Source organism: Microbacterium maritypicum MF109 (assembly GCF_000455825.1).
In the GTDB taxonomy this organism is placed as follows: domain Bacteria; phylum Actinomycetota; class Actinomycetes; order Actinomycetales; family Microbacteriaceae; genus Microbacterium; species Microbacterium maritypicum_A.
The window spans coordinates 50414-68370 of sequence record NZ_ATAO01000250.1 but is presented as its reverse complement, the minus strand read 5'-3'; the positions used below and the strand labels follow the sequence as shown (position 1 = coordinate 68370).

Annotated in this window: 21 protein-coding genes; 6 read left to right on the top strand and 15 right to left on the bottom strand. The window is 69.1% G+C overall.

The features are described 5' to 3' along the window. Positions 1–17 precede the first annotated feature (17 nt). Entirely contained in the window at positions 18–1544 is a 1527-nt protein-coding gene (locus tag L687_RS40910; protein ID WP_021201638.1) for a sugar ABC transporter ATP-binding protein, read from the bottom strand. 161 nt (positions 1545–1705) lie between these two features. Here L687_RS40910 and L687_RS40905 point away from each other — a divergent pair, with 161 nt between their 5' ends. Next, positions 1706–2710 carry a LacI family DNA-binding transcriptional regulator gene (locus L687_RS40905; RefSeq protein WP_021201637.1) on the top strand — a complete coding sequence of 335 codons (1005 nt, stop codon included), beginning with the start codon at positions 1706–1708 and terminating at the stop codon, positions 2708–2710. Positions 2711–2731: 21 nt separating this feature from the next. Here L687_RS40905 and L687_RS40900 read toward each other — a convergent pair whose 3' ends face one another. The 9 genes from L687_RS40900 to L687_RS40860 all read right to left on the bottom strand — a co-directional run bounded on the left by L687_RS40900 (position 2732) and on the right by L687_RS40860 (position 7320). Next, positions 2732–2935 (bottom strand): hypothetical protein, encoded by a 204-nt coding sequence (locus L687_RS40900; protein WP_021201636.1) that lies wholly within the window; start codon positions 2933–2935, stop codon positions 2732–2734. Between the two features lie 13 nt (positions 2936–2948). Beyond that, on the bottom strand, positions 2949–3563 hold the full coding sequence (locus tag L687_RS40895) for a hypothetical protein (RefSeq protein ID WP_021201635.1): 615 nt from the start codon (positions 3561–3563) through the stop codon (positions 2949–2951). Next, entirely contained in the window at positions 3560–4144 is a 585-nt protein-coding gene (locus L687_RS40890; RefSeq protein ID WP_021201634.1) for a DUF6286 domain-containing protein, read from the bottom strand. Before L687_RS40890 ends, L687_RS40895 begins: the two co-directional genes overlap by 4 nt. Beyond that, the gene (locus L687_RS40885) at positions 4141–4533 is read right to left on the bottom strand and encodes a hypothetical protein (protein ID WP_021201633.1); all 393 of its coding nucleotides are present in this window, start codon (positions 4531–4533) and stop codon (positions 4141–4143) included. The genes L687_RS40890 and L687_RS40885 overlap by 4 nt, the downstream gene beginning before the upstream one ends. Further along, complete coding sequence (locus L687_RS40880; RefSeq protein ID WP_017829702.1) at positions 4533–4721, bottom strand: DUF2273 domain-containing protein; 189 nt, start codon at positions 4719–4721, stop codon at positions 4533–4535. The genes L687_RS40885 and L687_RS40880 overlap by 1 nt, the downstream gene beginning before the upstream one ends. Then, positions 4718–5233 (bottom strand): Asp23/Gls24 family envelope stress response protein, encoded by a 516-nt coding sequence (locus L687_RS40875; RefSeq protein ID WP_029264815.1) that lies wholly within the window; start codon positions 5231–5233, stop codon positions 4718–4720. The genes L687_RS40880 and L687_RS40875 overlap by 4 nt, the downstream gene beginning before the upstream one ends. A gap of 152 nt (positions 5234–5385) precedes the next feature. Next, complete coding sequence (locus tag L687_RS40870) at positions 5386–6021, bottom strand: DUF1684 domain-containing protein (protein WP_021201631.1); 636 nt, start codon at positions 6019–6021, stop codon at positions 5386–5388. A 9-nt stretch (positions 6022–6030) separates the two neighbouring features. Beyond that, a complete protein-coding gene (locus tag L687_RS40865) occupies positions 6031–6849 on the bottom strand; it encodes a sugar nucleotide-binding protein (protein ID WP_021201630.1) in 819 nt (272 codons plus the stop codon). Between the two features lie 9 nt (positions 6850–6858). After that, positions 6859–7320, bottom strand: a complete 462-nt coding sequence (locus L687_RS40860; RefSeq protein ID WP_021201629.1) for a MarR family winged helix-turn-helix transcriptional regulator — start codon at positions 7318–7320, stop codon at positions 6859–6861. 115 nt (positions 7321–7435) lie between these two features. Here L687_RS40860 and L687_RS40855 point away from each other — a divergent pair, with 115 nt between their 5' ends. After that, on the top strand, positions 7436–8707 hold the full coding sequence (locus tag L687_RS40855; RefSeq protein WP_021201628.1) for an MFS transporter: 1272 nt from the start codon (positions 7436–7438) through the stop codon (positions 8705–8707). A gap of 166 nt (positions 8708–8873) precedes the next feature. Here the strand turns inward: L687_RS40855 and L687_RS40850 are convergent, their stop codons facing one another. Together L687_RS40850 and L687_RS40845 are read right to left on the bottom strand one after the other, a co-directional pair. Continuing rightward, entirely contained in the window at positions 8874–9524 is a 651-nt protein-coding gene (locus L687_RS40850; protein WP_021201627.1) for an MIP/aquaporin family protein, read from the bottom strand. Between the two features lie 148 nt (positions 9525–9672). Further along, complete coding sequence (locus tag L687_RS40845; protein ID WP_021201626.1) at positions 9673–11286, bottom strand: acyl-CoA dehydrogenase family protein; 1614 nt, start codon at positions 11284–11286, stop codon at positions 9673–9675. 101 nt (positions 11287–11387) lie between these two features. Here L687_RS40845 and L687_RS40840 point away from each other — a divergent pair, with 101 nt between their 5' ends. After that, positions 11388–12773, top strand: a complete 1386-nt coding sequence (locus tag L687_RS40840) for an APC family permease (RefSeq protein WP_021201625.1) — start codon at positions 11388–11390, stop codon at positions 12771–12773. Beyond that, a complete protein-coding gene (locus tag L687_RS40835) occupies positions 12760–12987 on the top strand; it encodes a hypothetical protein (RefSeq protein WP_021201624.1) in 228 nt (75 codons plus the stop codon). Before L687_RS40840 ends, L687_RS40835 begins: the two co-directional genes overlap by 14 nt. A 14-nt stretch (positions 12988–13001) precedes the next feature. On the opposite strand, the gene corA is transcribed toward L687_RS40835, so the two are convergent. Continuing rightward, positions 13002–14018, bottom strand: a complete 1017-nt coding sequence (gene corA, locus L687_RS40830) for a magnesium/cobalt transporter CorA (protein WP_021201623.1) — start codon at positions 14016–14018, stop codon at positions 13002–13004. A gap of 36 nt (positions 14019–14054) precedes the next feature. Next, positions 14055–15347, bottom strand: coding sequence for a serine hydrolase domain-containing protein (locus tag L687_RS40825; protein ID WP_021201622.1), 1293 nt, complete (start codon positions 15345–15347; stop codon positions 14055–14057). Positions 15348–15443: 96 nt separating this feature from the next. On the opposite strand from L687_RS40825, the gene L687_RS40820 reads away from it, so the two are divergent. Together L687_RS40820 and L687_RS40815 are read left to right on the top strand one after the other, a co-directional pair. Then, on the top strand, positions 15444–15758 hold the full coding sequence (locus L687_RS40820; protein WP_021201621.1) for a DUF2470 domain-containing protein: 315 nt from the start codon (positions 15444–15446) through the stop codon (positions 15756–15758). Between the two features lie 46 nt (positions 15759–15804). Continuing rightward, the gene (locus tag L687_RS40815) at positions 15805–16452 is read left to right on the top strand and encodes a biliverdin-producing heme oxygenase (protein ID WP_021201620.1); all 648 of its coding nucleotides are present in this window, start codon (positions 15805–15807) and stop codon (positions 16450–16452) included. Positions 16453–16490: 38 nt separating this feature from the next. Here L687_RS40815 and L687_RS40810 read toward each other — a convergent pair whose 3' ends face one another. Next, on the bottom strand, positions 16491–17885 hold the full coding sequence (locus L687_RS40810; protein ID WP_021201619.1) for an ATP-dependent DNA helicase: 1395 nt from the start codon (positions 17883–17885) through the stop codon (positions 16491–16493). Positions 17886–17957: the final 72 nt, after the last annotated feature.

The following is a 17957-nucleotide window of genomic DNA, read 5'->3' as shown; positions in this document are numbered from 1 at the left end:
GACGGGGATGGCGGTGGTCACGAGGAGAGCTCCGATGCGTGCGTCGCGGCGTACATGACGTTCTCGGAAGTGGCCTCCGAGCGGGCGATCTCTGCGGTGATCCGCCCCTCGCGCATGACGAGGACGCGGTCGGCCATGCCGAGCACCTCCGGCAGTTCGGACGAGATCATGAGGATTCCCATGCCCTGCCCGGCGAGCTCGGAGAGCAGGCGGTGCACCTCGGACTTGGTGCCGACGTCGATACCTCGGGTCGGCTCGTCGATGATGAGGACCTTCGGCTGCGTGGCGAGCCACTTGGCGAGGACGACCTTCTGCTGGTTGCCGCCGGAGAGCGTCGCGGCGACCGTGTCGAGGGCGTGCGTCTTGACCTCGAGCCGGGTGGCCCATTCCCGGGCGGCGCGGTTCTCGATCCCGGTGGTGAGGAAGCCCAGCTTCGCGAGCTGGCGGCGGATCGAGAGGGTGATGTTGCCGCCGACGCCCGATTCGATCACGAGTCCCTGCTTGCGGCGGTCTTCGGGAACGAGCGCGAGACCGGCCCGCATGGCATCGGTGGGGCGGTTGCGCGGGATGCGCGCGCCCTGCATCGTGACGGCGCCCTCGCGATAGGGGTCGACCCCGAACACGGCACGCGCGACTTCGCTGCGGCCGGCTCCGACGAGACCGGCGAGGCCCACGATCTCGCCCGCGCGCACGGTGAACGAGATGTCGTGGAAGACACCGGGGCTGGTGAGGTTCTCCACCTCGAGCAGCGGAGCGCCGACCGTGGTCTCCTGCTTGGGGAACAGTTCGGTCACCTCTCGACCGACCATCTGGTGCACGATCTCCTCGACCGAGGTGTCGGCGATCGCACTGGTGGCGATGTAGGCGCCGTCGCGCATGACGGTGACGGTGTCGCAGAGGGCGAAGACCTCGTCGAAGCGGTGCGAGATGAAGATGAGCGCGCGGCCCTCGTCGCGGAGGCTGCGGGCGATCGTGAACAGGCGCTCGACCTCGACGCCGGACAGCGCGGCGGTGGGCTCGTCCATGACGAGAAGGCTCGCGTCGAGCGAGACGGCCTTCGCGATCTCGATGACCTGCTGATCGGCGATCGAGAGGCCCTCCGCCGGACGGTCGGGGTCGATGGTCACGCCGAGCCGGGTGAACAGGCGCTCGACCTCGTGCCGCATGGCCTTGCGATCGATCCGTCCGAAGCGCCCCGTGGGCTGGCGGCCCATGAAGATGTTCTCGGTGACCGAGAGGTCGGGGAAGAGCGTCGGCTCCTGGTAGATCACGGCGACGCCCGCGCTCTTGGACTGTGCGGTCGAGGTGAAGTCCACGTCTTCGCCGTGGAACCGGAAGATCCCTTCGTCGCGCTGGTACAGGCCGGCGACGATCTTCACGAGGGTCGACTTGCCCGCCCCGTTCTCGCCGACCAGAGCGTGGATGGAACCGCCGTCGACCGACAGCGTCCCGGAACGGAGAGCGACCACCGCACCGAACGACTTTCGGATGTCGCGGAGCTCGAGCGCCGGTGGAGCACCGGGAGCCCCAGAGGGAATCGTCATTGATCGGACCTAAACTGCAGGATCATCCCTGCGGATTGAATCGTTTTAAAAGGTGGAGCATCTGTAAATTACGACCCTGGGTGGGCTGCTGTCAAGTCACGGAATGAGCAGTGGTACGTTTCAGGGAGAGGTTTCGCGGATCCCGCGGAAAGGAATACGTCGTGGTCGTCAGTGTTCGAGATGTCGCTCTCGCCGCATCCGTGTCTGTCGGGACCGTCTCGAACGTCCTGAACCATCCGGACAAGGTCTCTCCCGCCACGGTGGAACGTGTCACGGCCGCCATCGAGAAGCTCGGGTTCGTGCGCAACGATGCGGCCCGGCAGCTCCGGGCCGGCCAGAGCCGCTCGATCGGCCTCGTGGTGCTCGATGTGCGCAACCCGTTCTTCACCGATATCGCCCGCGGCGCGGAGGAACGCGCCGCCGAGGCCCGGATGACGGTGACCCTCGGCAACAGCGACGAGAAGGTCGAACGCGAACGCGCCTACATCGACCTGTTCGAGGAGCAGCGCATCGCCGGGCTGCTCATCTCCCCTCTCGCCGACGACCTCCCGCGTCTCCGCCGTCTCCGCGATCGCGGGACGACCGTGGTGCTCGTCGACCGTGAGGTCGCCGATGAGAGCTTCTCGTCGGTCTCGGTCGACGACGTGGGCGGCGGCTACCTCGCCGTGCAGCACCTCGCTGCCCAGGGGCGGCGCCGCATCGCTTTCGTCGGCGGGCCGATGGGCATCCGCCAGGTGGTCGACCGTCTCGAGGGTGCCAGCAAGGCGGCGAACGAGGCGGAGGTCTCCCTCGAGGTCATCCTGACCGACTCGCTGAGCGTGCTCGCCGGCCGCGCCGCCGGAGAGACCCTCAGCGCGCGGGCTCCGGAGGACCGGCCCGACGCCATCTTCGCTGCGAACGACCTGCTCGCCATGGGGGTCCTGCAGGCGCTCATGATGCGGGGCAGCATCCGGGTGCCGGACGAGATCGCGCTCATCGGCTACGACGACATCGACTTCGCAGCCGCGGCCGTCGTCCCACTCTCGTCGATCCGTCAGCCCGCGGAACTCATCGGATACACGGCCGTCGATCTGATGCTGCGAGAGGCCGGCGGGCGGTCCGATCGCGAGCGGGTGGTGTTCCAGCCGGAGCTCGTCGTGCGGGATTCGACGGCCCGCCCGGTCTGACCGACGCCGACCAGCCGCACGTCAGCGACGGAGGGCCTTGCGTGCCTTCTTCGACGCCTTCTCGGCGGCCTTCTTGCGCCGCTTCCGCGCCCGGGGGTCGTTCCACAGCCGCACCAGCTGGTGCCGGACCGACTCGCCCTTGTTGATCTGCACCGTCGCCGCGCGACTGCCGAAGATGTAGGCGACGAAGGCGACGCCGACGATGAGGAGGATCTTGTTGCGCATGATGCCTGCTTTCTCAGGAGAGACGGCGCTGGTCGTGCGCGAGCCGGGCCCGGAGGCTCGTGTGGATCGAGACGAACGTCGCGGTGTCGCGTCCGGTGAGGACAGCGAGGTTGGCGAGCAGACGGTCGACATAGTCGACGAGCTCCCGCGGGTCGGTGTTCTGACGCGGCGTCACGGAGACGTGCAGCACCGGGCTGCGACGCACATCGTTGGCCGTCACCTGCGCCGAGAGGACCTCGTCGCGCGTCGTGAGGGAGTTCTTCACCGCGTCCGAGACGAACGACTCGTTGACCGTCACACGCCCCAGCGGGTTCTGCGCTCCCGTCGACCGGAGCACGGTCTTCGAACGTCGTCCGGCGATGCTCGTGAGCGCGAGGATCAGCAGCACGATCACGACCACGATCGCGACGACCGCGCCGATGCCGATCCACGACAGTGCTCCTCCCGCGATGGCCGTCGCGGCGATCGCCTGGTCCAGCCAGGACCGCGCATCCTTGCCGCCTGCTGTCCAGATGTCGGACAGCGTCGGCCAGCTCATGATGGCGATGCCGAGGGCGCCGAGCGCGAGGAACAGCAGCCCGATGATCAGGAGCAGGGTGCGATTCAACGCACGGTTGGTGTTGTTCACAGCTCGTCTTCCTTCTCGGTGGGGCGCTCGATGCGCACCCGCGTGCGAACCCTGTCGGTCAGCCGATACGACTGCAGCTCCGCCTCGGCGGCTGCCCGCACGTCGGATGCGTCAAGTGGCACGCCGATTCCCGGGCGCACGGTCACGTCGACGGTGCGGTGTCCGACACCGACGGTGATGCTGTCGCGCGTGAGACCCGTCTCCTCCGCGAGGTGCTGAGCCAACGCGCTGGCGATCACGCCGTTGTCGACGACCACCGCGCGTCCGCCGGCATCCAGCACGTGCTTGGACAGTCGCCCCGGCGTGATGGCCAGTACCACGAAGGTCAGCCCGATGAGGGCGAGCACCACACTGCCGGCGATCACGAGCCCGGCGGGCTGTGCGGTGGGCAACCCGATGAGCCAGCCTCCCGCCGCCGCGGGACCGACCAGGAGTGCGGGCTGCGCGGCGAGGCTCAGCACGATCTCGAGCCCGATGTACGCGAGGGCGAGGATGAGCAGGATGACCGCGACGAACATCGCGACGGTGCGCGGCGAGTGCGTCTCGCGTCGAATGACACGGCGCAGAACCGGGGTGCTCATTGCACTCGTCTCCTTTCCGGGATGGTGGCACCGGTGACGGTGAGATTGATGCGGATGACGTTGCGTCCGAGGATCGTGCTCAGGCTCTGCTGCAGCTGCTCCTGCAGATCCCGCGCACGTTCGAGGACGGGCACGGTCTGCGCGATCGCGGCCGTGTCGTCCAGGCGGGGAACGGGAAGAGGCGTGGCGATCCGCACGCTGATCCCCCGCGGGTGCTCGGCGACATCGACCTTCACGTCGCTGCGAGGCACCCCGATCAACGTCGCAGACGCCTTCTCGGTGACGGTGCGGTAGACGCGATCCTTCACCTCGACGCGTCCGCGGACGGCGGCCCCGCCGGCGGCGGCTCCCGAGGGAGCGCCGCCGGCGATGTGCTGGTCGGCGCGCATCAGGAGGTGCGCCGCCCGGTGAAGACGTCCGCGAGACCGCGGACGTCGAGCTTGCCGGACGCGATCCGACCCACGAGCGCGCCGATGCCCGCGAAGACGGCCATGAGGAGGAATCCCCAGAAGCCGAACAGCAGAGCGGCGAGAGCGAGGAGAGCGCCGATCAGGGCACCGACCGTTGTGGCACTCATGAGACTCGCGACTCTTCGCTCTCGTCGCTGTCGTCGCCGGGCACGTGCACGTCGTTGACCTCGACGTTGACCTCGACGACCTCGAGGCCGACCAGGCGGCTGATCGCGCCCGCGACAGCGGCACGGACGTTGTTCGCGACGTCCTGGATCGGCGCCGGGTACTCGACCACGATGGTCAGGTCGGCGGCGGCCTGCGTGTCGCCCACCTCGACCTTGACGCCCTGGGCGAGGTCGGTGGCGTTGATCACGTCGCGGATCGCACCGAAGGCACGTGCGCCGCCGCCGCCGAGCGCGTAGACGCCGGCGACCTCACGTGCGGCGATGCCGGCGACCTTGGCGACCACGCCGTCGGCGATGGTGGTCTTGCCCGCGGCATTGGCGTCCGTGGGGACGCGCGATGCGGAGAATCCGCTCGACCGGTCGACGCGCGATGCGCCGGTGGCGGCCTTCGGTGCGGCCTGGGCGAGCTCCTTCTCTGCCGGAGCGGGGGTGGTCTGGTCCTGGTTTGCCATGAGGTGTCCCATCTCGATCTGAAGACCGGTCGCGGGTCCCGTATGAGACTCCCGCCGGGAGCGAAACGCTCGCTCGGAGATAGGACGTGCGGAAGGGCCGAAACGTCACAAAGAAGTGCGGATCCCGCGCAGCGGCCTGCGGAAAGGGACGTTCAGGAGGACGGAGTTCCGTACATCTCGCCCACAGGGACCGGCACCGGGAGCACGTTGCCCGGCTGCGCGAGCGGGCAGGCCCACGCCGGGTCGTACGCGCACGAAGGGTTGTAGGCGAAGTTGAAGTCGAGCACGATCGTGCCGCCGTCCGCATCCGACCCCAGGTCGGCACCCTTGATCGTGTCGATCAGGTAGCGCCCGCCGCCGTAGGTTCCGCCGGGACGACCGGCGAGCGCGTCGCGCAGCGGGATGAAGAGACCGCCGCCGTAGGACTTCAGCCGCCAGACGTCGAGCGACCCGGCGTCGGGGATCTCGACCCGACCGACGCGCTCGAACGGAACGATGCCGTCGGTGCCGGTCGCGAACTCGAAGCCTCCCTCATCGGCGGCGAGGACAGGCAGTTCGAATCGCCACTGCGGATCGTACGAGGCGATCGGGAGTCCTTCGAACAGCGCCCGATCCTCCGACAGCAGCGGGGTGGCGGGATGGCGGAGCATCAGATCGTCCCGCTCGATCCGCCAGAGCTCGTGCGCTTCTTCCGGGGAGTCGGCGATCCGAACGGCGTCGTACAGGGCGAAGACCCGACGCCGCCAGTCGACGACGTCGATGGCGGTGCGTGCGGCTGTGATCGTCATGGCCCCAGGCTACGCGGCCGAGCCGGCGATCATCGCGACGTAACCCTCTCGATAGGTGGGGTAGTCGAGGCGGCCGAGCATGGACCGCAGGAGGGTGCCGTCATAGACGAACCCGCCCGGTTCCGCCGAGGCGATATCCGGCGGCACCTCGACCCCCAGCTCGCGTGCGATGAACGTGACGACGTCGCCGAGCGGAGCAGGGCTCTCGTCCACGGCGTGCAGGAGTCGTGGCGGCTCCGGCATCCGCAGCAGCATCTCGAGCGTGCGGACGAGGTCGGTCTCGTGGATGCGGTTTGTACGTCGCGCATGTTCCACCGCCACCCCCGCGCGCACCGTGCGCAGAAGGTACTCGCGTCCGGGTCCGTAGATTCCCGCCGGCCGCACGATCGTCGCGTCGAAGATCTCGACCGCTGCCCGCTCCCCGTCGAGAAGCCCTCGCGAGCGCATGCTCGTAGGCCCGGGCTGATCCCGCTCGGTGATCGGCCGCGCCGACCCCGAACCGTCGAAGACCCCGGTCGACGACACGAACACCGTGCGCGCGGGGATCGCCGGCAGGGCGGCGGCGAGATGCGTCAGCGCGGTGCGATAGGCGGCGGGGGTGTCACCGGGTGGGAGCGTGACGAGCATGCGGTCGACCACGGGAAGCCGCGCGGCGAGCGGCGCCGCCAGGTCGGCGCGGATCCCGATCGCACCCGCAGGAGGAGGACTGTCGCTTCGACGCAGCGCGTACACCTCGCCGTTTTCGAGGAACTGTGGCGCCAGGCGCGCGGCGATCTTGCCGGAGCCGACGAGGAGGGTGCGGGAGGAGGGCGCAGCGGAGCCGTGCATGCGTCTCGATCAGCCCGCGGCGAGCGCCGGCAGCGCGACGCCGTGCAGCGCGTCGACGACGGGGGCGAGTTCCGGCTGCGCCGCGGCGTCTTCGAGCACCTGCTCGAGGGCGGCGTCGTGGATGGGTCGAGCCCGCTCGTAGAGCTCACGCCCTGCGGGGGTGAGCTCGGTGTAGATGCCCCGACGATCGTCGGCGCAGAGGATCCGCGTGAGGAGTCCGCGGTCTTCCAGGCGGTTGACCAGGCGTGTCGTGGCGCTGGGACTCAGGGCCGCGGCTCGGGCGAGCTGCTGCATGCGCATATGCCATCCGTCTTGACGGTCGAGCGCATCCAGCACCGTGTACTCGACCACCGAGAGCGAGGCGGCGTCGGCCAGGCTGCGCTCGAGGGCCGTCTCGATCAGGCCGTGCAGGGCGGCGAGCGTCCGCCACCCCTGCGCGCGCACCTCGACCGCGTCGTCACCGATACCCATGGCCACCCTCCGAGATAGTTGCTTGCGCTGGATACTTGCGTGTGCAATCATTGTCCTTCGGTGCGCAATATGCCGCGTCTGCAAGTATCCCCACCAATGTACCAGGAGAATCGTCATGCCTCTAGGACTGATCGCCCTCGCCATCGGGGCGTTCGGCATCGGACTCACCGAGTTCGTCATCATGGGCCTGCTGCCCGAGGTCGCCCAGGACTTCGGCGTCACCGAGTCCGCCGCCGGCTGGCTCATCTCCGGCTACGCGCTGGCCGTCGTGGTCGGTGCGCTCGTACTCACCGCCGCGGCGACCCGTCTGCCCAAGAAGCCCGTGCTGCTCGGCCTCATCGTGCTGTTCATCATCGGGAACGTTCTCACCGCACTCGCCGACGACTACGGCATCGCCATGCTCGGCCGCATCATCGCCGCCCTCTGCCACGGGGCGTTCTTCGGCATCGGCTCCGTCGTCGCGGCCGGCCTCGTCGCCCCCGAGAAGAAGGCGGGCGCCATCGCCATCATGTTCACCGGCCTCACCGCCGCGAACGTCTTCGGCGTGCCGTTCGGCACCTTCCTCGGCCAGGAGCTGGGCTGGCGCTCGACGTTCTGGGCGATCTCCGGCATCGGCGTGCTGGCCTTCGTCGGCATCGCGCTGCTGGTCCCCCGTCTCCCGCGGCCGACCGCACACGTCAGCCTGCGCAGCGAACTGTCCGCCTTCCGCTCCGGTCAGGTGTGGTTCTCGCTCATCGTCACGATCCTCGCGTTCGGCGGGATGTTCGGAGCCTTCACCTACATCGCCTACACGCTCACCGAGGTGAGCGGCTTCGCGACCTCGACCGTGCCGTGGCTGCTCGTGCTCTTCGGCGCCGGCCTCGTGCTCGGCAACTGGCTGGGCGGACGACTCGCCGACCGTGCGATCGACCGCACCCTGGTCATCTTCATCGCCGCCCTCGTGATGGTGCTCGCCCTGTTCTCGGTCGCCGCGCCGTCGGGCATCGCCACGATCATCGCCCTGTTCCTGATGGGCGGGTTCGGGTTCGGCACGGTCCCCGGGCTGCAGAGCCGCGTCATGCAGTACGCCGGCGGAGCGCCCACCCTCGCCTCCGGCGCCAACATCGGCGCCTTCAACATCGGCAACGCGCTCGGTGCGTGGGCGGGCGGAATGGGCATCTCGGCAGGGCTCGGCTACACCTCGCCGATCTGGATGGGGGCGATCCTCACCGGCATCGCGCTCGTCGTGATGGTCGTGGCGGCGGCCCGTGCCCGCAGCGCTCTGTCTCGCGATGCACTGTCTCGCGATGCAGTGTCGCGTGATGTACTGTCTCGTGATGCACTGTCGCGCGATGCGGTGTCGTCGGGCACGGGTCCGACCGCCGTCGCCTCGGTCCCGGCCGGCTGACCCGACACTCGGTCATCCGTCGGACGGATTCACGGATGCAGGACGATTCGACACTCTTCTTGTCGACCTCCGTGCGTTCTCCCGACATGTGCACCCGGCGACGATCGCCGCACGCAGAAGCGCCGCACCCTCCGACGAGGATGCGGCGCTTCGTTCCCGCAGCGGGTTACTCCGCGGCGGCGATCTTCTTGGCGTCGTCCGTGTTGAGCACGCGGAACAGGATCGCGGCGATCACGGCGCCGACGACCGGGGCGACGATGTACAGCCACAGCGAGCTCCACGCGAAGTGACCGCTGACCGAGAGGCCGAGCGCGACGGCCGGGTTGAAGCCGCCGCCCGAGATCGATCCGACCGTGGCCGCACCGACGAAGACGGTCGCACCGATCGCGAGACCGTAGAAGGAGTTGCCCGCGGTGTCCTTCGAGGTGGCGGTGTTGAGCACGACCCACACCAGGATCAGCGTGAAGAGGGCCTCGACGAGGAACGCCGGCCCGACTTCGATGACCATGGCCTTGTCCCCGGCGGGCCACACGGCGAGCGCGACGAGCGCGGCCACGGCACCACCGACGAACTGGGCGATGAGGTAGGCGATGAAGTCGACGACGCTGAGGCCGCCGCGCAGGAACACACCGACCGAGACGGCCGGGTTCAGGTGTGCACCCGAGATGTGACCCGTCGAGTACACGAGCACCATCAGGGTGAAGCCGATCGCGAGCGGGGTCAGCGGGCTGCCGCTGTTGACCGCCGCGATGATCGCGAGGACGAAGAGGAAGGTGGCGATCGCTTCTGCGAGCGCCTTGCGTGCCGTACCAGTCATGAGAGAGCCCTTTGTCTTGGGGATTCGTGGGAGAGGAGGCTCGTTTGGCCGCTCACTCCGGTCGACGCACCCCTCTTGCGGCACCGACGCTATCGCTGCGCCGACCGGAATATCGGGAGCCGCGCGGGCTTTCTGTGAATTCGCTGAACTACGCGCGAGCGGCGATCGCGGCGCTGTCCACGCCTCGGGGCAGCGCACCGAACAGGCCGGAACCGCCGTCGATGCGGGCGGCGATGAACCCGTCGGCGACCACGGCGGGCGCCGCGCGCAGCAGCTGTGCCGCCGACAGGGTCAGCGCGAGGGCCTCGACGAGCCTGCGCGCCGAGGCGTCCGGCATCGGATCCGCCGCCGCCTCTGCCACCAGACGCCTCGTGCGGTCCAGATGGGCGTCGAACCGGGAGTCCACACCCCGCACCGCCGACACCTCGGCGTCGAAGGCCTCGAGCGATTCGGGTTCTCGGGCGAGCGCCCGCAGCACGTCGAGCACGATCACGTTACCCGAGCCCTCCCAGATCGCCATCACCGGCTGCTCGCGGTACCGCATCTCGAGGGGCCAGTCCGTCGTGATGCCGTTGCCCCCGAGGCACTCGAGCGCCTCGGCGGCGTGGCCGGGCGCGCGCTTGCACACCCAGTACTTCATGACCGCCGTCGCCAGCCGGCGGAATGCCCGATCCTGCGCCGAAGCGTCATCGTCGTACGCACGGGCGAGCCGCATCGCGACCGCCGTCCCCGCCTCGACCTCGAGCTGCAGGTCGGCGATCACGGCCGTCATCGCGGGCTGATCGATGAGGGTGCGCCCGAACGCCGATCGATGCCGCACGTGCCAGGCGGCCTCGGCGACCCCCTGACGCATCCCGGCCAGCGAGCCGAGCATCGAGTCGAGCCGCGTGCGGGTGACCATGTCGATGATGGTGCGCACGCCGCGCCCCTCCTCCCCCACGAGGGTCGCCTCGGCCTGCTCGTACTCCACCTCGCTCGAGGCGTTCGACCGGTTGCCCAGCTTGTCCTTGAGCCTCTGGAAACGGAGCCGATTGCGCGTGCCGTCGTCGAGCAGCCGCGGCAGCAGGAAGCACGACAGCCCACCCGGCGCCTGCGCGAGCACCAGGAAGGCATCCGACATCGGTGCGGAGCAGAACCACTTGTGGCCGGTCAGCGCATAGCGCCCGTCGCCCTGCGGCACGGCGGACGTGGTGTTCGCCCGCACATCGGACCCGCCCTGCTTCTCGGTCATGGCCATGCCGAACAGGGCGCCGGGCTTTCCGAGGCGCAGGCCGGGCTCGTACGAACGCGACAGCAGCCGGGGCATCCACTCCTCCGCGAGGCGCGGATGCGCGGCGATCACGGGAACGGCCGAATGCGTCATCGACACCGGACAGGCATGACCGGGCTCGACCTGCGCGTAGAGCATGAACGTGGCGGCGCGAGCGGCGCCGGCCCCCGGACGGGGGTCCGCGAATGCGGCGGTGTGCGCCCCGTCGGCGACGGCTGCGCCGATGACCCGGTGATAGGCGGGGTCGTACTCGACCTCGTCGATGCGCTCGCCCCAGCGGTCGTGCGTGCGCAGCACGGGCTCGTTCCGGTTCGCCCGCCGGGCGTCGTCTTGGAAGCCCGCCGACCCGACGCGACGACCGATGCCCCGCAACGCCTCGTCCGCCCACTCCGCGCCGTGCAGCCGCACCGCCTCGGTCAGCGCGATGTTCGCCCCGTACTCGTCGATATCGACGCGCGGCGGGGCCTGATTGAAGACGCTGTGTGTGCTCACGATGCCCCGATGGAATCACGGATACCGATCTCGGGGCAATGGCGGGGGCGAGCGATGTCAACCCCATGGCCGCTCTTCGCCCTTCCCCGTACCGTTCGAGGATGACCACGGAGACCGCGCCCGCCGCCGAGACCTCGACCCGGCTGCGGAGGGCGATCACCGGTCCCCTCCTGTTCGCGTTCATCCTCGGGGACGTGCTGGGCGCAGGCATCTACGCCCTGATGGGGGTGCTCTCCGAGAAGGTGGGCGGGATGCTGTGGGCGCCTCTGCTCCTGGCGCTGCTGCTCGCCATGCTCACGGCAGGTTCCTATGCGGAACTCGTCACGAAGTATCCGCGCGCCGGAGGAGCCGCCGTCTTCGCGGAGCGCGCATTCCACAGTCCGCTGGTGTCGTTCCTGGTGGGATTCAGCATGCTCGCCGCAGGAGTCACGAGTGCGGCCGGCCTCGCCATCGCGTTCGCGGGCGACTACCTGGGCACGTTCCTGGATCTGCCGACGATCCCGGTCGCGATCGCCTTCCTCGCCCTGGTCGGCCTCCTGAACGCCCGCGGCATCCGCGAATCCATGGGCGCGAACCTCGTGATGACCGCGATCGAGCTGAGCGGCCTGGTCATCGTGATCGCCGTGGTCGCGGTCTTCGTGGGCGGCGGAGGCGGCGACGTCTCCCGTGTCGCGGAGGCGCCGGAAGGGACGAGCGTCGCCGTCGCAGTGCTGTCCGGTGCCGTCATCGCCTACTACTCGTTCGTCGGGTTCGAGACGTCTGCGAACATGATCGAAGAGGTGAAGGATCCGCGCCGGACGTACCCTCGTGCCCTCTTCGGCGCCCTGTTCACGGCCGGAGCGGTCTACGTGCTCGTCGGTCTGGCGAGCTCGATCGCCCTCCCAGCCGCAGAACTGCAGGAGTCGAGCGGTCCCCTGCTCGCCGTGGTCGAGGCCACCGGCGTCAGCATCCCCTCCTGGCTGTTCAGCCTCATCGCGCTCGTCGCGGTCGCCAACGGCGCACTGCTGACGATGATCATGGTCAGCCGTCTCACCTACGGCATGGCCGAGCAGGGCCTGCTGCCCGCCGCCCTCGGCCGCGTGCTCCCGAAGCGGAAGACCCCCTGGGTCGCGATCCTCACCACCACCCTCGTGGCGATGGGGCTGACGCTCGTCGGCGATCTGGCGACGCTCGCCGAGACGGTGGTCCTGCTCCTCCTCGTCGTCTTCCTCAGCGTCAACGTGTCCGTGCTGGTACTGCGTCGCGACCGCGTCGACAACGATCACTTCCGCGTGTGGACCTTCGTCCCCGTGCTCGGCGTCGGCTCCTGCATCCTGCTCCTCACCCAGCAGCGACCGGCCGTCTGGCTGTTCGGCGCGATACTGCTCGCCGTCGGAGGCGCGCTGTACGTGCTGGCGCGCTGGGGCAGGAAGCATTCGGAGAAGAAGAACGCCCGCCCCGACGGCGAGCCCGTCCACGACCAGAAGGAGAACCATGAGCACGCCTGAGCACACGTCCGCCGACGAGATGACGAGCGCGGAGAAGCGGCACGATCAGCTGACGTCCGCACCGGACGCCACCGAGGCCGACGCCGCACCCCGCGTCGAGGTCAGTGAGCACGACGGCAACACCCGCATCGACATCGCGCCGGGGGCACCGGTGCGTCCGGGGCCCGGTCCCGGGATGCCCGAGGCCGATTCCGAGGCCGATTCCGAGGACTGACGCGCGGCCCGGCTCTAGAGCCAGCCCTTGCGCTTGAAGGCCGCGTAGAGCCCGAAGCCCAGCGCGATCATCATCCCGACCGCCATCGGGTAACCGAGAAGCCAGTGCAGCTCGGGCATGTGATCGAAGTTCATGCCGTAGATCGTGCCGACGAGCGTCGGGGCGAACAGGATCGCCGCCCATCCCGAGATCTTCTTGACCTCGTCGTTCTGACGGATGCTGAGCTCCGTCATCCGCCGCATCTCCTCGTTCTGGCGACGCGCGACGATCGTCGACTCGACGGTGAGCGCGTTGTCGAGGACGGTGCGGAACGTCGTGGCGCGGTCACTGACGCGCAGGGTGTGATCCAGCACGTCGCGGAGATACCGCTGCAGCTCTTCGGTCACCTGGTACTTGTCCGACCCGCGCAGCAGGGCCTCCAGCATGCCCGACAGCGGCTGCGTGGCCCGCTGGAAGTCGATGACCTCCCGCCCCAGGTCGTAGATGCGCTGGGTGGCGTCGGTGTTCTCCTCGAACAGCTGGCTCTCGATCTCGTCGATGTCGTTCTCGAGCCCGGCGAGGACGGGCGTGTACTCGTCGACGACCTCATCGAGGATCGCGTACATCACGGCCTCGGGACCACGGGCGAGGAGGGCGGGGTCGGCCTCCAGCCGTCGGCGGACGCGCGCGAGGTCCGGTGACTCCGCATGCCTGATCGTCACGACGAAGTCGGGGCCGACGAGCACGTGCACCTCGCCGAACTCGACCTCCTCGACGTCGTCGAGATAACGCGCCGGCCTCAGCACCATGAACAGCACCTCGCCGTAGCGCTCGAGCTTGGCGCGCTGGTGACCGGAGAGGGCGTCCTCCACGACGAGCGCATGGATGCCGAACTCGTCCGCGACCGCGCGGATCTCCTCCTCGCTCGGCCGATAGAGCCCGATCCACCCCATGCCGCCGCGCTCCCGCATGCGCTCGAAGGTCTCGCTGAGGGTCACCGGATTCTCGGTGCGGACGCCATCCACGTAGATCGCATTGTCGATGATCGCCATCGTCGCCCCTTCGCGTTCCTGTCGGTCAGAGCGGGATCACTGCGCGGCGGGCGGGGCCACGCAGGGGATCGCGGTATCGGCGATCGCCTGGTGGTACTGCTCGGCCGTGAACGGAAGGCCGAACTCGGGCGCGGTCTGCCCCGCAGCGGCCGGGGCTTTGGAGGCGATGGCGGCGAGTTCCCACGAGAGCTGCTGGGCGAACTGCGCCCCGGCCGTCGAGTCGTTGAGCACGACGGCCACGGTGAACCCGGTGGCAGGGTCGGAGTACGCCGCCGTCGCGTATCCGGGCGTCCAGCCGTGCTGACCGATCATCGATCCCACGAGGTAGGCACCACCCGTGGCCTGGAACCAGGACTCGGCTCCGTCGGCAGCCGGGAGCGGCTCACCGAAGCGGTCCGGCTTCTCCTTGGTGCGCAGCGCCTGCTGCGCCTCCGCCTGTGCGTAGCGCCCCAGGTCGGTGATGGTCGACACGACACCGGAGTCGGTGAAGCCCGAGCTGGACGACAGCTTCGTGATGTCGACGGGGGCGGCGCAGTCGAACCCGCCTTCGACGGCGTTGAGGAAATGACCGTTCAGTACCGCTCCGGTTCCCGGCGGCGCAGGGGTCGGGCTCGGCAGTGAGGTGTCCGGGAGCCCGAGGGGCTCGGTGACGTACTCGGCGATCAGCTCGGAGGCGGTCATCCCCGAGGCGCGTTCGAGGGCCAGCCCCAGCAGGAGGTAGCCGGCATCCGAGTCGCGGAAGGTGGTGTGCGGGGCGACGCGCTCACGCGCCAGGCCGAAACCGGCCAGCTCCAGAGGAGACCAGACCCGGTCGGGGGTGTTCAGCCACGCCGACTTGACGGTTCCCTCGGAGGATCCCGCCCCACTGGTGCCGTTGCAGAGGTCGAGGAGGGTGATGCCCTCGTCTCGCATGTCGGCGACACCCGAGACGTAGTCCGCGACGTTCGCATCGAGTTCGACCACATCGCGGTCGGCGAGGGCATAGAGCACGTCGCAGGTCATCAGACGGGTCACATCGGCGATGCGGAAGGACATGTCGGTCGACACCTCGGCTCCGCCCTCGCGGTCCTGCGTGCCGATGCCGGCGACCCAGCTCCCGCTCCACGGCGCCCAGACACCGACGATCGCGCCCGACGCACCCGACGCGACGAGTGCGTTGTCGACGGCGGCCTGCATCGCGGCGACCGTGTCATCGGGGAGCGCCCCGTCGACCTGAGCGGGGGGCGTGTACGAGAAGGACTCCTCGGAAGAGCATCCGGTGAGAACGAGAGCGAGCACGGCCGCCGTGGCCGTTGCGGCGCGCCACCGGCGCGACGAGAGAAGCTGCATGGAAAGAACCCCCGAAGACGTGTCTCCCGAGTCTAGAGCGCCGATGCTGAAAGTCGGCCCCGGAGCAGACGTCGAGCCCCGCATAAGGTTGTCGTCATGCCCCACACCTTCGATGCCGACGTGATCACCGCCGTCCTCCGCCACATGAACGGCGACCACACCGATGACAACATCCTCATCGCCCGGGCGTTCGCGGAGCCGTCGGATGCGGAGATCACCGCATCGATCATGACCGGCTTCGACGGGGACGGCGGGCTGTGGGAGATCACGCGCGACGGCGCCGTCACCGAGTTGCGCGTGCCGTGGCCCGGCGGCCCGATCGACGACCGTCCCTCGGTGCGCCGTGAGGTCGTGGCGCTGTATGACGCCGCCTGCGCCCGGCTCGGCGTCGAACCTCGCCCGCACGCCTGACGGATCCGGCTTCCCTCCGGGGTTAGGTAACCCTTACACTGGCCTCATGCCCGAGATCCTCTCCTTCTCCGCCGCCCTGCGCGAGCGTTCGTCCGGATCGCACTCCCGCAGCGAGACCGCCGGCTTCATGTCCGACCTCCTGAAGGGCGAGGGATCGCGCGAGGACTATATCTCGCTCGTCGCACAGCACTACTTCATCTACGAGGCCCTCGAGGGCGCCGGCGAGCGCATGCGCCAGGATCCGGTCGCCTCGGTCTTCATCACCGACAAGCTCACGCGCCTGCCCGCGCTCGAAGCCGACCTCGAGTTCCTGCTCGGTGCCGACTGGCGTGAGCGGATCGTCGCGCTGCCCACCACGCAGCGTTACGTCGACCGCATCCGTCAGGTGGGCGCCACGTGGGCCGGCGGTTTCGTCGCCCACCACTACACCCGCTACCTCGGCGACCTCTCCGGAGGCATCTTCATCGGACGCGTGATGGCACGCCGCTTCGGCTTCGAGACCAACGGCATCGGCTTCTACCTGTTCGACGACATCGCGGATCCGGCCGCCTTCAAGGACGTGTACCGCGAGCAGCTCGACGCCGCTCCCTGGGACGATGCCGAGCGCGAGCGCGTGATCGACGAGGTGCTCCTCGCCTACCGTTTCAACACCGAGCTGTTCGAAGACCTCGACCGCGCACGCGCCGCCGCCTGAGCCGCTGGAGAGCCGGAGCCTGAGCCAGGGCCGGGCCTTCAGCTCTTCGGCAGCTCCGGGGTCGATGCCGCGAGCCAGGCGTCGCGCATGAACCGGCGCACGTCTTCGTCGACCCGGATGTCACGGGGTCGCAGCGCACGCGACAGGTAGAGCCCGTCGAGCGAGGTCAGTCGACTGAGCGCGACGTAGGTCTGCCCCGGTGCGAACGCCCCGGAGCCGAGGTCGATGATCGCCCGCTCGTAGGTCTTGCCCTGCGACTTGTGGATCGTGACCGCCCACGCCAAGCGCAACGGGAACTGGGTGAACTCCGCGACCACGTCACGGGAGAGCTTCTTGGTGTTCTGGTCGTACGCGTATCGGAACCGTTCCCACACGGCCGGTTCGACGTCGACCTCCTCGCCGTCGATGTCGACACGCACAGCGCTGCCGAGGATGCGTACGACCGTCCCGATGGTGCCGTTGACCCACCGCGGCGGCTCCCCCGACATCGCGGTGTCGTTGCGCAGGAACATGACCTGCGCTCCGACCTTCAGCTTCAGCTCCGACTCGGCGGGGAGCGCGGCCTCGCCCCGCCCGAAGTCTCCGCTCACCTCGGCACGTGCGGTCTGCTCCTTGCCCGGCAATGCGGCCAGGTGACGACTGTTGATGTTGTTCACGATGTCGTTGCGGGTCGCGAGCGTGATCATCGGCACCTCCCCCGGCTCCGGGTCCGGTGGCGTCCGCGCTCCCTGGGCGTTCAGCACCCCGGCAATCTCGGCGGTGACCCGTCCGTAGCGCACGGCGTTCAGCATGGCCTTGAACCCGTCGTCGGACTGGCGGTGGATCTGCACGAGTTCGCGCACGTGCAGTTCGGCCCGCGAGTCGACCGCGAAGAGTCCGTCCTGATCGGACTCGCCGGTACCGCCGCCGGTCCCTGCCCACACCTTCGCATCGAAGAACCAGAACGAGCGGTAGTGGTCCTGCACGTAGCGGGCCTCATCGCCGCGGGGCGGCACGGGCGCCAGCTGGTAGGGGTCTCCGAACATGACGACCTGCACGCCGCCGAACGGCTCGCCCCTGCGCCCCCGCGCCTGGCGCAGGGAGCGGTCGATCGCATCCATCAGATCCGCGTTGACCATCGAGATCTCATCGATCACGAGCGTCTCGATGGCGTTCAGGATGCGACGGGTCGCGTCGTTCTGATCGATGTCGGCGTCCCCGATCAGACCGATCGGCAGGCGGAACAGCGAGTGGATCGTCTGCCCCTCGACGTTGAGCGCCGCCACGCCCGTGGGCGCGCAGATGGCGATCTGCTTCTTCGTGTTCCACGCGAAATGCTGCAGGAGGGTCGACTTGCCGGTCCCGGCTCGACCGGTGATGAAGACGTGCTCGCCGGTGTCCTCGATGAGGCGGAACAGCTCTTGCTGCTCCTCGGACAGGGCGGGAAGGGACACGGTTCTCACAGGGGCAGCGGGCGGACAGGGCGCTCGTCCATGCTACGGCCCGGCATCCGCGCACGCCCGCCG

Bases quoted from the DNA above. Each gene is read 5' to 3' on its own strand.
- L687_RS40850 (WP_021201627.1), bottom strand. From the start codon at position 9,524: ATGACTGGTACGGCACGCAAGGCGCTCGCAGAAGCGATCGCCACCTTC.
- L687_RS40900 (WP_021201636.1), bottom strand. From the start codon at position 2,935: ATGCGCAACAAGATCCTCCTCATCGTCGGCGTCGCCTTCGTCGCCTAC.
- L687_RS40815 (WP_021201620.1), top strand. From the start codon at position 15,805: ATGCCCGAGATCCTCTCCTTCTCCGCCGCCCTGCGCGAGCGTTCGTCC.
- L687_RS40890 (WP_021201634.1), bottom strand. From the start codon at position 4,144: ATGAGCACCCCGGTTCTGCGCCGTGTCATTCGACGCGAGACGCACTCG.
- L687_RS40875 (WP_029264815.1), bottom strand. From the start codon at position 5,233: ATGGCAAACCAGGACCAGACCACCCCCGCTCCGGCAGAGAAGGAGCTC.
- L687_RS40825 (WP_021201622.1), bottom strand. From the start codon at position 15,347: ATGCAGCTTCTCTCGTCGCGCCGGTGGCGCGCCGCAACGGCCACGGCG.
- L687_RS40865 (WP_021201630.1), bottom strand. From the start codon at position 6,849: ATGCACGGCTCCGCTGCGCCCTCCTCCCGCACCCTCCTCGTCGGCTCC.
- L687_RS40855 (WP_021201628.1), top strand. From the start codon at position 7,436: ATGCCTCTAGGACTGATCGCCCTCGCCATCGGGGCGTTCGGCATCGGA.
- L687_RS40885 (WP_021201633.1), bottom strand. From the start codon at position 4,533: ATGCGCGCCGACCAGCACATCGCCGGCGGCGCTCCCTCGGGAGCCGCC.
- L687_RS40860 (WP_021201629.1), bottom strand. From the start codon at position 7,320: ATGGGTATCGGTGACGACGCGGTCGAGGTGCGCGCGCAGGGGTGGCGG.
- corA (WP_021201623.1), bottom strand. From the start codon at position 14,018: ATGGCGATCATCGACAATGCGATCTACGTGGATGGCGTCCGCACCGAG.
- L687_RS40910 (WP_021201638.1), bottom strand. From the start codon at position 1,544: ATGACGATTCCCTCTGGGGCTCCCGGTGCTCCACCGGCGCTCGAGCTC.
- L687_RS40870 (WP_021201631.1), bottom strand. From the start codon at position 6,021: ATGACGATCACAGCCGCACGCACCGCCATCGACGTCGTCGACTGGCGG.
- L687_RS40835 (WP_021201624.1), top strand. From the start codon at position 12,760: ATGAGCACGCCTGAGCACACGTCCGCCGACGAGATGACGAGCGCGGAG.
- L687_RS40820 (WP_021201621.1), top strand. From the start codon at position 15,444: ATGCCCCACACCTTCGATGCCGACGTGATCACCGCCGTCCTCCGCCAC.
- L687_RS40840 (WP_021201625.1), top strand. From the start codon at position 11,388: ATGACCACGGAGACCGCGCCCGCCGCCGAGACCTCGACCCGGCTGCGG.
- L687_RS40880 (WP_017829702.1), bottom strand. From the start codon at position 4,721: ATGAGTGCCACAACGGTCGGTGCCCTGATCGGCGCTCTCCTCGCTCTC.